The organism is Streptomyces sp. NPDC041129 (assembly GCF_055592265.1).
The window spans coordinates 15,725-27,650 of the sequence record NZ_JBVIYV010000018.1 but is presented as its reverse complement, the minus strand read 5'-3'; the positions used below and the strand labels follow the sequence as shown (position 1 = coordinate 27,650).

Sequence of the window (11,926 nt, the reverse complement as noted above, 5' to 3'; positions counted from 1 at the left end):
GCACGATCGCGAAGCTCAGCGGGGTAAGGGGACGGACGTGCCATGACTCGATCCTCTCAGGGAATCGAGCCTCCATCAGACCCGGAGCGGTTCAGTTGTGATGATGGGCTGCATGTCTGAGTACGGGGGAACGGTCAACGGGCCGCAGCAGATTCCACGGTCACGCATCGCTGACTACGCGGAGATGACAACGCCGGCAACCGCTCGGGAGGCGCAGGCGCCTTCACGAGAGCATGACGCCGAAGATGGAGCACGTGGCGAACAGCCGGCGGCACACAGCCAGGAATCCGATCGCGAAGCTGCTGGGGCCGAGGCGCGCAGGCGGGAGTTCGTCGCTCTGCTCGGTGAGTTCCGCCGCACCCCGGTGCTGGTGCCGCTCGGCGACGGTCCGGGACCGGAGGACGAACGAGGCCTGCTGACCGCCGATCTGGGCGGCATACCTTTCATCCTGGCCTTCTCCGACGAACAGGCGCTGGCCCGCTACGCGGTGGCACGCGGCCAGGCAGCCCGCGAGTGGACGTACCAGACCGTCCTCGGCGCGCGCCTGCTGGACGTAGCCGTCCCCGCGGCCGGAGTCCCCTGCGGGGAGGCCCTGGACTGCGCGGACGGCGAGGAAGGGATGGTCTTCCCGCCGGTGCGCGACATCGTGCCGGACGGGGCGGCGCTGGACTTCGACGCGGACACGGGGGACACGAATTGACCGACGGCGGCAAGGACCTGAAGACCGAGGGGCTCGCGTTGATCGCCAAGGGTCTGACCGATGCACTGGGCGAGAATGACGTCGGCCCACGCGTCGATAACCACAGGCGGGACCGACGGAATCGGAGCAGCGACCGCCCGCGCCGACCAACTCGGTCCGGACGCACGATGCGTCGAGGACTTCGAAGCCCGGGCCCGGCCAAGATCAGCAGCGAATGACGCGCTCATGGCAGCTGAGGAACGCAGGCGGGTCGTCATCGATCGCCTCGAACTAGCACCCTCGGCCGAAGGGGCAGTCCCGTAACTTCCACGGTCCCTGGGTGCGGGGCCGGCCGTGGCCTGCCGACAGGACCAAGGACATCACCGCTCGTGATTCAGCAGCGAATACATGAACATGTCACGGCGTTCGTCCCCCACCTGCTGCCATGACCGCAGGAGCCCCTCGCGTTGGAACCCGGCACGCTCGGACGTGCGTATGGAGGCTGTGTTCCACGGCTCCACCCACAGCTCGAGGCCGGGAATTCGCAGATCACGCAGGGCCCAGTCGACCACTGCGTCGACGGCAGCCGCGGCGGCGCCCTGACCACGCGCCGACTTGACGACCCAGTAGCCCAGGGACGCACGGCCCTCGGCCAGGTTCTTCAGCCACAGCCCCACATGGCCGACCGGCCTATCGTCGGAGGCCACGATGACGAACGTGTACCCGGCCCTCGTGGTCGCCCGGCTCCACTGCCGCTCGATGAACGCGACGCCCGAATCCTCGGAATAGGACGACGGCACCGTCGTGATCAACGGGATGTAGTCGTCTTCGGACGCCTCACGCACAAGCTGAAGGTCCGAAAGCCGCCACGGTCGAAGCGTGAATCCACCAGCAGCGAGTTCAGGCACGTCAAGAGGTTGCTCCATGCGCCCATCCTGCCCCCAGATGCCTTCCGCTGAGCGTGCACCTCGCATCCGCACCCGGAGGCCTTCCCGAACAGTGCTTGGGTCCCGCACTCGTTGGGCACATCCGGGTCCAGTCCTGCGGCCTCCTGTCTGCGGTCGGGGCCCGCTCGGGGCCGCGCGTGGGCGGCACGTCCGGCGGCAAATGCTTGCACGGCCGATGGACGGATATCCCATAGTGGACCGGACACCTACATCGAGTAGCCAGAACGGACAGCCGCGCTGTGACCACCGCCTACCGTGAAACCCCCACCCAGCGCGTCCCCGGACGGGCGTGGACCGTCCGGATCACCGGGCACAGCGACCGCTCCGCCACCGTCTCCTGCAGCACCCCCACGTGCCGGGTGCCGCCCCGCTCCCAGGACCTCACCGCGCTGCGCGCCTTCGCCGCCGCGCACGCCGCCGCGCACGCGAAAGCAGCCACCCTCAACCCCACCGCCTTCTGCCACTGCGGCTCCCAGCGATGCGACGCCCATCCCGACACCAAGACGTCCTGCGGGGGCGGGACGGTGATGATCCTGCGGCACGATGCGACCGTGCGGCGTGTGTGGAGCGTGGAAGAGGTCTGCGAGATGTGCGCCCCGCTCATCCCGAACGCCACCCTCCTGACGCGCGCCGCACGCTCGAACCGCACCACCAGCCCCACAAGCCGGCCCGCCCCGACTGGCGAACAGGTGCCAGCCCCCGCCCGGCCGAGCATCCCGGGCGGCTTCTCCTCAGCCCCCGCCGCAGACGATCCGGCCCCACTCCGGCGCCGCACCCCGCAACGATCCTACCGCCGGCGGTCCGGACGTTGACCGTGCAGCAGGCGCGCACCACGAACCTCTGACGCGCGGCGTCATCAACCCCGAAGCACGATGAACGACGGCGCGCGCGAGGTGACGGTCGTCCGCCCGATACTGTCCGGCGTGGACGTCACCTCTGGCGCGACGGACGGGCCGCGACTTGACGCCGCTGCCGTGGCTCAACTTGATCTCGGCAACAACGTCTGGGGATCCCTGACCGGCACAGCCAGCGCCCAGAGTGCAGCTGAGCTGTTCTTCCGCGCCGGCTGGCGGGTCCGTCGATCGAGCTGGACCGGGTTCCAGGTCGAGAACGAGTGCGCGGAACTCGAGCTGACTCCACTCGACACCGTCGTGTTCAGCGGGTTCGTCGATCCCGATCGCATCACGGATCCGTTGGCGGCATTGAACGGGATGGGCCTGTCCTTCACCGTCGAGTTCGAAGACCGCGAACAGCGAGAGCAGACCTGGCGCTCTGCCGACCAGTGTGACTGACGAGCTCAGCTGTGGTGAGCCGGTTCGCCAAGAGCTCGCATCACTGGCGGGTTCGGTAGGAGTCGCCGGTCAAGGTGAGTGGCTTTCGACCCGCGAACGGGAGCCGTTTGTTCGCGACTTCGGGAGTCGCCCCGGAGCCGGTGCCGTGATCGATGTCGATGAGTTTGAGAGTCACTCATGGCGACCAGGCCCCGAAATCCCGGCTCGGACACCACGGGGCAACTGACCGGCCAGTAGCTGGGGCGATCCGGGCGTGACGCCGCAGGTGCCGAGCGCCGACCTGCGGAAACGATCCCAAGCCCGGGGCTCGGGGTGGAGAACTCAGAGCGGGGCTCTGGATCTGGCCGATACAATCAGGCTGTGCCGTACGCCGAGCACCGGCCGGCTGCGGTCGCCGGTGCTCGGCCTTGTCCGTGATGACCTCCGGCAGGGCGTTGCGGTACCCGCTTCTGCGGGCCGCTCGGTGCCGCTACGACTCGGCTTGGGTCACTCCGGCCAGGTCTTGGCGGTCTCGTCGTCTCCGCGCTCCGGCCAGGACGCCGCGTCGCCCGCCCTGGGCCAGCCGTCGAGAACCGAGCTCCTCTTGTCGCGGGTACGCCATTCCGCGACCTGGCTGCCGTCCATGCGCTGCAGGACGAAGTGATCGCCCCGGTACCAGAGGGCTTCGGTGACCCGGTCGCCGACGAAATACGTCCGGGTGATGATGTCCTCCTTCTCGCTGGTCTCGGTCTCCTCCGTGGCGCGCAGGACCCGCAGCTGGTCGGTGACGGTGGTGCTGATCCCGGCGGAGAAGCCCTTGAATACGAAACCCGCCTCCGCCGTGACGGAGATACTCGTCGTCCGCTCGACCTCGGTCCTGTTCGACGTGGTCAGCCCAATGGTGGTCCGCTGCTTCTCCTCGTACTGGGAGAGACCGGAGTGCTCGTAGTAGAACACCCGCTCCCAGTAGCCGTACTGCTTGAGGATCAGGTACGGGTTGTGCTGCGCCTGCTGGTCGGCGGAGCCGCCGCCGTCCTGGACGGCGAAGGGAACGGCCACCTGGCCGATCAGCACCTCCGGAGTCCGCGCCGGCTCCGGCATGGTGTGCCCGGTCAGGCGGATCACATCACCCACACCGTCCGCAGGCCACGGCACCGGCTGCAGATCCGTGACCGGCCTGTACGTGTCGATGAGCTGGAACTTCCACAGCTGGGAGTCGAAGTTCGCGTCGCCCGGCTGCTGCGCGTAGTACACGTCCACCGCCGACCGCCCGCCGGACCAGCGCTCCGGCGTGATCGCGAGGCCGCTGACCGTGTTGATGATCTGGTACCAGCCCGAGCCCCGGTCGACCAGGTTCCACAGCTGATGGGGACGCTTGTCCTCACGCTGGATGTGGTACTGGTCCAAACCCGACGGGCCAGTCGACCAGTACTCCGGCGTGAGCGCCATACCGCCGCGCTTGTTCACCAGGAGGTAGTCGTTGCCGTCCATCGGGAACAGGTGCCACGTCTGGCTGATCGCGTTTCCCGCGCCGGAAGCCTGGATGTCGTACTGGTCCACCGTCGACGGTCCGGTCGACCACGACTTCGGAGTGAGCGCCAAGTTGGACCGCTTGTTCACGATTTGGTAGGTCTTGCCAGGAGCTAACGCCATGGTGTCTCTTTTCCCGCGCGGCCGGGCCTACCCCGGCCCACGCGTGTCGTGTCCGCACTGATCCGGCTGGGCCTTGCCCATGAGGGGGCAGCCACGACGCCCCCCACGCCTCCCTGAGCTGGCATGGCAGGGCGACAACCGGCGGGAAGAATGCCCTCCCCCCGACCCCCACAAACCGCTCCCAAAGAACATAAGCCACAGAAACGTCACATGTGGCTGAACTGCGGCACCATCCGCCGGCCACGCGCTCCGGGGGAAGGAGCACCATGGTCCGCCGGTTCAGGTGCCCGCGGTGGGCTTGGGGGCTCGTTCTGCCAGGTCAGGGTGGGCGTCGTCGGAGTCCTCACCCGCGACACACCGCGCAGTTTGCACTCTGGGACAACGATGGGCGTCCCGGGCTTCCTCGCCACACGCGGATTTCAAGCGGCCGTGGAGCTAAGCCCGGGACGACTGCCTCCCGTTCTCATGAACACTGCATATTCGCGCGAGCGTGCGACTCTCAATGTCGCGTCAAAACGACGTCGCGACTCGTGTACAAAGCCAGGGTGAGAACGTCGGCATGGTGAACTAGGCGGCCACCGATCCCTGTTCATAGCGCGATGCTATGAGCTGGAAGAACAGGTTCGCCGCGTCCTGGTCGAACCAGCATCGTGAAATCATCAAGCGATGACCGGACCGAGCAGCGACGACGGCCGCACCTTCCGACGCGAGATCGAGCGGGTCGTCAACGAGATCGCGCAGGAGCTGCGTACTTTGGACGATGGTGCGGGCTGGTTCTCCGGCCTCGTCCCTACACGCCAGCAGGAGGTTCTGCAGGAAGTCGCCGGCTATGCGATGCAGTCGCACATTACTGCTGCGGACGGTAGTGCGGGGGTGGCGCGGTCCGGTGTGAAGCCCACGGCTAGCCCCTCGGTGATGATCTGCATGGACCCGCCCCGCTACGGGTTCGCAAGCCTTCCCATCGCTGAACACGTCAAGGCTTTCCGCGTCCTCGTTTCCGTATTCGCCGTTGCTGACACTCGCCGCCGCGAGACGTACTGCAAAGGCGGCTGAGGACATGCATGGCACAACCTGCCAGCGGCGAGCGAGCATCCGTAGCACCCGTCTCGTCGACTTGGTGAACATCATGGACCCGTAGGCCACTCGCATCTAATTTGCTGATCACATCGACCCAGGAAGCCTGCCCGACCAGCACCAGTAGAGGAATGAATCCGTGATGGTTCGGCTGCCTGCTCGATGACGCCCTCGACGACAGCGATCAGACGGTCGCGTCCCTGTGCCCCTGTCGGGCCCCGTCGCCAAGACCCGCCTGCCGGGCCCGGAACAATGAGGCGATCGTCACCGGGGCGGGGCCGTCCGTGGCGGAATCACCGACAGGTGATCAATGGGGTGCTATGGCGATTGCGCACGGCTGCTCCGTGGCGTGACCTGCCAGAACGCTTCGGGCCGTGGCAGACGATCTATGAGCGGTTCGCCCGCTGGGAGGCGGACGGAACCCGGGCCCGTCTACTCGAGGAGGTCCAGGTCCACGACGACTCGATCGGAGCGGTGGAGTGGACCGTGTCGGTCGACTCCACGACCAACCGTGCTCACCAGCACGCCGCCGGCGCCCGCAAAAAGGGGCACCGGCAGGGGACGAACTGGAAGATCCGGCACGCGCGGCGGCTGACCAGGCGCTCGGCCGGTCCCGCGGCGGGCTGACCACCAAGGTTCACCTGGTCTGCGACGGCCGGGGCCTGCCTCTGACCATCCTCATCACACCGGGCAACGTCAACGACTCCACCGCCTTCGTCAACACCTGGCAGCAGCGGCGTTATCCGCTCCCACGCAACATCCGTCAGCTCTCCGCGACCCACCACAAGATCAATTATCAGACAGGCCCTAGCGGCGATCCACGACACGGTCACCGCCGCCCCGGCCGGTCTGACGTGCGAGACACCGACCCGGCCGCCGCGGCCGCGCTCAACTACGGCCTGTCCCAGCGCGCCCTGATCGACGTCTCCGGCTGTACGGACGCCGTCCCAGAGCTTGATCACCCGCCTCGCCGTGCTCGCCCACAGCGGCCTCCGGGCCCTCGATGACCCCACGGTGCGCGCCGTGGTTCGCCAAGCTGTCCGCGACGCCCGCACCGCCCCGCCACCACCGCCCACCGACCCGCCGGTGGGCCCGGCCGTCGCCGCGCTGCGCGCCGTCGGCGACGACCTCGCCCCCAGGCGTCAGTAGTACAGCGTAGGACTGCAGCTGGTGCGGTGCAGGGCGCCCGTGCTGGTGTAGACCTTCACGCAGGAGTAGGCGCTTCCGCTGGTCGCAGGGAGCGTGGCGACGTTGTAGTTGATCGGCCCGAACCGTCCGGTCCGGTTGAGGGCGTACGTCGCCGACTTCGCCGCTGCCCCCTTGTTGTAGAGGGTAAGGACAGCCTTGGTGCTGCTGCTGTCCGGCGTGGCGTTCTGGTAGAAGTCTGCGTAAACGTAGTTCCCCGTCTTGCTGATGCAGGCATCGGTCGTTTCCTTGGTGCCGCATCCTCCTCCTGTCGCGGCAGTTGCGGGCGCGCTGGTGGCGATCATGAGGCCAAGGATTATCGCGGCCGGCACGAGCGTGGGTCGCAGTTTCGAGATCATTTTCGTCCTCCGTGCGAGAAGAGAGCATCGGTTTCGGTGCCTCACCACTTTGTGTCGATCCCCCCGCCGCCGCGACGCTCTGTGGCAGCATTCGACCAGGTTCGAATGAATCGTCGTGGCGTGAGAGGGCAGGACGGGGCATGAACGAGCCCACTGAGTGCTTCAGTTGGCGGATGAGCGCGCTACCTGGCGGGGCTGAGCCGTAGATGGCGGTCGACTCGGCTCAGGTTAGTGCCGCTACGGAGCGCACGGAGGGAGACGGGCTCTTGGTCGCGGGCCGCTCCCATAGCAACGGGCCCGCTTGTCGTTGTCGAGCAAGGTGACTTGCTCGCTGTACTCGTCGTGTTTGTCGTCGATCACGCACTCGACTCTGGGTCTGATCTGTGAAGCGGTTCTCTGGCGCGTTGTGCGTGGACGCGGCACGCGCGCTTCACCGTCACCGCCGCCGGGAGACCGGCCAGGAAGAGAGACAGTCCCACCGGGAGCACCCCGGCCCACACCGTTGGTGAGACATACGCGGTGCCGGATGTGCCGTCCACCAGCCATGCGCGGACCGGTTGCGAATCGATGTCGCCCTCGACGGGGACTTCGAACGACGAGTGGCCGTCGTCCGGGGTGAAGGTGCCTGAGCAGGCCGTTGAGGTTCCCGCATTGGCCACGGTGTTGTCGTACGTCCGGCAGTCGGCTTCGGTCACGGTGCCGGGCTTGCCCCACAGCGCTGCCCGAAGCTCTGCGGTGAAGTTCGTCAGTACGACGTAGGCCAGCAACAGCCCGACCAGACAGGCCAGTGCCAGCCACGGGGCGGGTCCGACCTGCTCCCGCCTGCTCTGTTGCCCGTTCGGAGCGTTCCCACCCTCGCTCATCCCCACCCTCGGATCGCCGACGGACCTCCATGGTGACCGATCCGAGACGCCCTCGGAAGTCCGCCATGACGTGCTGGTGGGCTCGCACGATCGTCGAGTCGACCGACACCGGGTCAACGCCCTTACCCCACCAACAAACTTCCCGGGCACCGCACCGCCGGCCGAGAAGCCGGGCACCAGGAAAAGCGGACCTCAGCGCGCCGCGAAACGCAGCCGCGCCGAGCGCAGACGCTGCCCGTCCTGCGGCCGCGGCAACGCCCTGCACACGGGCGCCGACAACTGGCCCGACCTCGACGCCCACGCCTGCGTGACCGTCACCGAGTGCCGATGGCGCGATCAGGGCCTGTGCGACTACCGCGAAACCAGCGAGCGGCGCGTGCCGCCATTGCCTCCAGGACCGGATCGGCGAAGTTGCTGACGTCTGGTTCCGTCCGCCCGTGCGCACACGACCTGGCCAACTTGCTCGGCAGGCCCGCGGACGACCCGGGCCACGGTCACCGGGTCCGTGGCACCTGCCAAGGCCAGGGACCCCATGATTTCCGGGTGCTCGGCCGGCAGGAAGGGCTGAACAGAGACGTCCAGGGACCCTCCACAGGTCAGGCCGATGGCGAAGGCGTCAGTACCCAAAGGACTCCAGCGTGCAGGCGCCGGATGCCAGGGCTTCCTGCCACAAGTCGTACACGGCGCCCTCCGCAACTGCCGGACGCACTTCCGATGACAGCCAACACCTACGGCCAGCGCTGAACCCGGTGACCGGGGAGCGCTCCCGTGGACCGCCACCACAGTCGCGACGGCGAAGGCCCGCCCCTCCTCGTACCAACGGAGCAACTGGTCTCTCAGGTCCCAGCACGGTGCTCATTTCCCTGGTCGGATGGTCCTGAGACGTGCAGACGCGCCTTCACATACGTTCCGCGCCCGCCTTGATCGCTTCCCGGATGCGGTTGTAGGTGCCGCAGCGGCAGATGTTGCGGATCTCGTCGAGGTCCGCGTCGGTGATCTCGTGGCCGGCCGCCCTGGCCTGCCTGACCTTGGCGACGGCGGCCATGATCTGTCCGGGCTGGCAGTAGCCGCACTGTGCCACGTCGTACTCGAGCCAGGCCTCCTGCATGGGGTGCAGGTCGGCGTCGACGGTGTCGGCGAGGCCCTCGATCGTGGTGATCTCGTCGTCCGGGCCGATGTCCTTGACCTCGACGGAGCAGGGGTTGAACGCCTTGCCGTTGACGTGGGACGTGCAGGCCTTGCAGACGTTGATGCCGCAGCCGTACTTCGGGCCGGTCACGCCGAGCACGTCCCGCAGGACCCACAGCAGCCGGACGCTGTCGTCGACGTCGACGGTGACGGGCCTGCCGTTGAGGATGAAGGTGTGGGTGCTCACGTGGGCTCCTCAGAAGGTGTGGCTCAGGCCGTCGGACGGCGACTGGGGGACCGGCGGGACGAACGGCTTGACCTCGAAGCCGACCGTGCTGTGGTTGACCGGGAAACGCGTCGGGACCGTGCCGGTCGCCCGCGCGTAGGCACACGCGACCGCCGCCACGGACGCGGCCACGCCCGCCTCGCCGGCGCCGCCGGGCTGCTGCGAGTCGGAGGGCATCACGACGCACTGGAAGTCAGTGGGGACGTTCCACTGCCGGGTGTAGAAGTAGTTGTCCCAGCTGGCCTCGAGGAAATGCCCGTTGCGCAGGTGCAGGCTGCTGGTCAGAGCGAGCGCGATGCCGTCCGAGACGCCGCCCATCATCTGGGCCTCGAGCCCCTTGGGGTTGATCACGAGTCCGGCGTCGACGGCGATGACCGCCTTTGTGACGCGTGGCCCGGTCGCACCGTTCGGCACCTTCCGGTTCACCGTCTGAGGGCGGCAGTCGATCTCGACGAGCACGGCGGTCGCGCCCTTGTACTCGCTGTGGATCGCGATGCCCTGGGCCGTTCCCGCGGGCATCGACCGGCCCCAGTCACCCACCTCGGCGACCTTCTTCAGCGCCGCCTTGACCCGCGCGTTCTTCAGGAACGCGAGCCGGAACTCGAGCGGGTCCTTGCCCATCTTCTTCGCGAGCTGGTCGACGACCAGCTCGTTCGCGCACGCCACGTCGGGGGAGTAGATGTTGCGCATGCTCCCGGTGTTGAACCGGGAGTCGGTCTCGCTGAGCAGTTGCGTGACGACACCGAAGTTGTACGGCAGCTCCTGGGTGAGCGTGAAGATCGTCTCCGAGAACGCCAGCCCGCCGAGCCCGGTGGGCAGCCGATCCGCCGTCGCCGTGATCATCTCGCCGAGCCCGTGACTGAAGTCGGTCACCACACTCGTGTGCCGCTGCTCGAAGGTGAGCACCTGTCCGGCCAGATACGTGGCCCGGATCCGGGACGTGGCCATGGGGTGCACGCGGCCCTGCCGGGGCTCGTCCGCGCGGTGCCACATCAGCTTGACCGGCTTGCCCATGGCTTTTGAGATCTTCGCGGCCTCGATCGCGGCGTCGCCGAAGAGTTTGTGCCCGAACGAGCCGCCACCCGTTATGACGTTGACCGTTACTGCGGTCTGCGGCAGTCCGACGGCCTTGGCGATGTCGCCCTGCGCCACGATCGGTGACTTCAGGCCCGCCCACACCGTCGCCCGGTCGGTGCGGACGTCGGCGATCGCGCAGTTCGGCTCCAGCGCCGCGCTGCTGCGGAACATGAATGTGAAGTCCGCCTCCACGGTCTTGGCGAGCAGCGGGATGTCCGGGACCGCCAGCGGCAGTTCGGCCTTCCGCAGCCGCGCTAGGATCGTCTCGTCGGACTCACCCTCCACCGAACCGGCCGCCCACTCCACTTGGAGCGCCCGCACCGCGTCGATGCACTGCCCGAACGTTTTCGCGCGCACCGCGACCCCGGTGTCGACCACGGCCACGTCCGTGACCCCCGGCAGCGCGAGCACCTCCGCCTTGTTGCGCACCGACTTCGGCGATCCGTTCAGCGTCGGAGGCCGGCACACCATGGTCGGCAGCGCGTCCGGCACCTGCAGATCCATCGCGTACTTCTTCTGCCCGGTGACCGCGAGCCGCGCGTCGTCACGACCGTGCGGCTTGCCGATCACCGAGAACTCCGAGACCGGCTTGAGCTCGGCCTCGACCATCTTGACCGTGCTGCTCGCGGCTCTGACCGCCAGCTCCCCGTACGACACCGACGATCCGTCCGGCGCCGAGATCACCCCGGCCTTGGACTTCAACAGGCCCACGACCGAGCCGAGTTCGATCGCCGCGGCTTCGAGTAGCGCCTTGCGGGCGATCGCCGCGGCCACCCGCACCGGGGTGAACATCGACACCGTGGTGTTCGACCCGCCCGTCAGCTGGTTGAGCAGCAACTCCGGACGCGCCGGTGCGAGCGTCACCCGTACCTTGTCGACGGGCAGGTCGAGCTCCTCCGCGATGATCATCGCCGTGGAGGTGGTGATGCCCTGTCCGACCTCCATGCGCGGCAGCTCGAACGACGCCGTGCCGTCCTCGTGCAGCACGATCTTGATCAGTGCGGACGTCGGCCGCGCGGCGTCGGTCTGCATGTCCTCCAGGTCGTACAGCTCCGGGATCTGCGGCACGGAGGGCACCGCCGCGTGAGCGGGCGCGCCCAGCGGGAGTTCGGCGGCGACAGCCAGCGTGGCGCCGGCCAGCACATACCCCATGAACGTGCGGCGTCCGATCGGCGCGCGTTCACCGCGACCAGAGGTGCGGCTCCCCTGGGCAGGGATGTCGGTCATCGGGCCTTCCTTTCTGATCCGGTCGTCCGCTCTGCTGCCCTGTTCGCCGGCGCACTCGGGCGGGACAGGGGGCGGGCTGTTCCTGGGCAACGAGAGATGCAAGGGCGACTAGGCGCGGGCAGGCCGGTGTCAGCCCTCATCGGCGAACGGAAGGAGGGTTTCCGTATGCGGGCGGGT

12 protein-coding genes and 1 pseudogene are annotated in these 11,926 nt (G+C 67.9%); 6 read left to right on the top strand and 7 right to left on the bottom strand.

The genetic code is table 11. The annotated features are described in order from the left end of the window. The first annotated feature begins 370 nt into the window (after positions 1-370). Positions 371-700 (top strand): hypothetical protein, encoded by a 330-nt coding sequence (locus tag ACZ6B1_RS34140; protein ID WP_468784645.1) that lies wholly within the window; start codon positions 371-373, stop codon positions 698-700. 359 nt (positions 701-1,059) lie between these two features. Here ACZ6B1_RS34140 and ACZ6B1_RS34135 read toward each other — a convergent pair whose 3' ends face one another. After that, positions 1,060-1,605, bottom strand: a complete 546-nt coding sequence (locus tag ACZ6B1_RS34135; protein WP_468784644.1) for a GNAT family N-acetyltransferase — start codon at positions 1,603-1,605, stop codon at positions 1,060-1,062. Between the two features lie 260 nt (positions 1,606-1,865). On the opposite strand from ACZ6B1_RS34135, the gene ACZ6B1_RS34130 reads away from it, so the two are divergent. Next, positions 1,866-2,438: a hypothetical protein gene (locus ACZ6B1_RS34130; protein WP_468784643.1), complete on the top strand. Its 573-nt coding sequence runs from the start codon at positions 1,866-1,868 to the stop codon at positions 2,436-2,438. A gap of 60 nt (positions 2,439-2,498) precedes the next feature. Continuing rightward, on the top strand, positions 2,499-2,918 hold the full coding sequence (locus ACZ6B1_RS34125; RefSeq protein ID WP_468784642.1) for a hypothetical protein: 420 nt from the start codon (positions 2,499-2,501) through the stop codon (positions 2,916-2,918). Positions 2,919-3,404: 486 nt separating this feature from the next. Here the strand turns inward: ACZ6B1_RS34125 and ACZ6B1_RS34120 are convergent, their stop codons facing one another. Further along, positions 3,405-4,550, bottom strand: a complete 1,146-nt coding sequence (locus tag ACZ6B1_RS34120; protein WP_468784641.1) for an RICIN domain-containing protein — start codon at positions 4,548-4,550, stop codon at positions 3,405-3,407. A gap of 666 nt (positions 4,551-5,216) precedes the next feature. Here ACZ6B1_RS34120 and ACZ6B1_RS34115 point away from each other — a divergent pair. The 3 genes and pseudogenes from ACZ6B1_RS34115 (at position 5,217) to ACZ6B1_RS34105 (ending at position 6,773) form a co-directional block, all read left to right on the top strand. Next, positions 5,217-5,603 (top strand): DUF5958 family protein, encoded by a 387-nt coding sequence (locus ACZ6B1_RS34115; RefSeq protein WP_468784640.1) that lies wholly within the window; start codon positions 5,217-5,219, stop codon positions 5,601-5,603. Between the two features lie 273 nt (positions 5,604-5,876). Then, positions 5,877-6,370 (top strand): annotated as a pseudogene (locus tag ACZ6B1_RS34110) (IS5 family transposase); the annotation flags it as partial. Between the two features lie 277 nt (positions 6,371-6,647). After that, complete coding sequence (locus tag ACZ6B1_RS34105; RefSeq protein WP_468784639.1) at positions 6,648-6,773, top strand: hypothetical protein; 126 nt, start codon at positions 6,648-6,650, stop codon at positions 6,771-6,773. Here the strand turns inward: ACZ6B1_RS34105 and ACZ6B1_RS34100 are convergent. The 5 genes from ACZ6B1_RS34100 to ACZ6B1_RS34080 form a co-directional block, all read right to left on the bottom strand. Continuing rightward, the gene (locus ACZ6B1_RS34100; RefSeq protein ID WP_468784638.1) at positions 6,767-7,114 is read right to left on the bottom strand and encodes a hypothetical protein; all 348 of its coding nucleotides are present in this window, start codon (positions 7,112-7,114) and stop codon (positions 6,767-6,769) included. The two genes, ACZ6B1_RS34105 and ACZ6B1_RS34100, sit on opposite strands and share 7 nt — an antisense overlap. A 410-nt stretch (positions 7,115-7,524) precedes the next feature. After that, positions 7,525-8,031 carry a hypothetical protein gene (locus ACZ6B1_RS34095; protein WP_468784637.1) on the bottom strand — a complete coding sequence of 169 codons (507 nt, stop codon included), beginning with the start codon at positions 8,029-8,031 and terminating at the stop codon, positions 7,525-7,527. Positions 8,032-8,382: 351 nt separating this feature from the next. Beyond that, positions 8,383-8,859, bottom strand: coding sequence for an XdhC family protein (locus ACZ6B1_RS34090; protein ID WP_468784636.1), 477 nt, complete (start codon positions 8,857-8,859; stop codon positions 8,383-8,385). A gap of 70 nt (positions 8,860-8,929) precedes the next feature. Continuing rightward, positions 8,930-9,406: a (2Fe-2S)-binding protein gene (locus tag ACZ6B1_RS34085; protein WP_468784635.1), complete on the bottom strand. Its 477-nt coding sequence runs from the start codon at positions 9,404-9,406 to the stop codon at positions 8,930-8,932. Positions 9,407-9,415: 9 nt separating this feature from the next. Further along, entirely contained in the window at positions 9,416-11,749 is a 2,334-nt protein-coding gene (locus ACZ6B1_RS34080) for a molybdopterin cofactor-binding domain-containing protein (RefSeq protein ID WP_468784634.1), read from the bottom strand. Between the last annotated feature and the right edge of the window lie 177 nt (positions 11,750-11,926).

What these genes read in the sequence shown, in the direction of transcription:
- ACZ6B1_RS34125 (WP_468784642.1), top strand. Translation starts at nt 2,499, where the DNA reads ATGAACGACGGCGCGCGCGAGGTGACGGTCGTCCGCCCGATACTGTCC.
- ACZ6B1_RS34120 (WP_468784641.1), bottom strand. Translation starts at nt 4,550, where the DNA reads ATGGCGTTAGCTCCTGGCAAGACCTACCAAATCGTGAACAAGCGGTCC.
- ACZ6B1_RS34080 (WP_468784634.1), bottom strand. Translation starts at nt 11,749, where the DNA reads ATGACCGACATCCCTGCCCAGGGGAGCCGCACCTCTGGTCGCGGTGAA.
- ACZ6B1_RS34095 (WP_468784637.1), bottom strand. Translation starts at nt 8,031, where the DNA reads ATGAGCGAGGGTGGGAACGCTCCGAACGGGCAACAGAGCAGGCGGGAG.
- ACZ6B1_RS34135 (WP_468784644.1), bottom strand. Translation starts at nt 1,605, where the DNA reads ATGGAGCAACCTCTTGACGTGCCTGAACTCGCTGCTGGTGGATTCACG.
- ACZ6B1_RS34100 (WP_468784638.1), bottom strand. Translation starts at nt 7,114, where the DNA reads ATGATCGCCACCAGCGCGCCCGCAACTGCCGCGACAGGAGGAGGATGC.
- ACZ6B1_RS34115 (WP_468784640.1), top strand. Translation starts at nt 5,217, where the DNA reads ATGACCGGACCGAGCAGCGACGACGGCCGCACCTTCCGACGCGAGATC.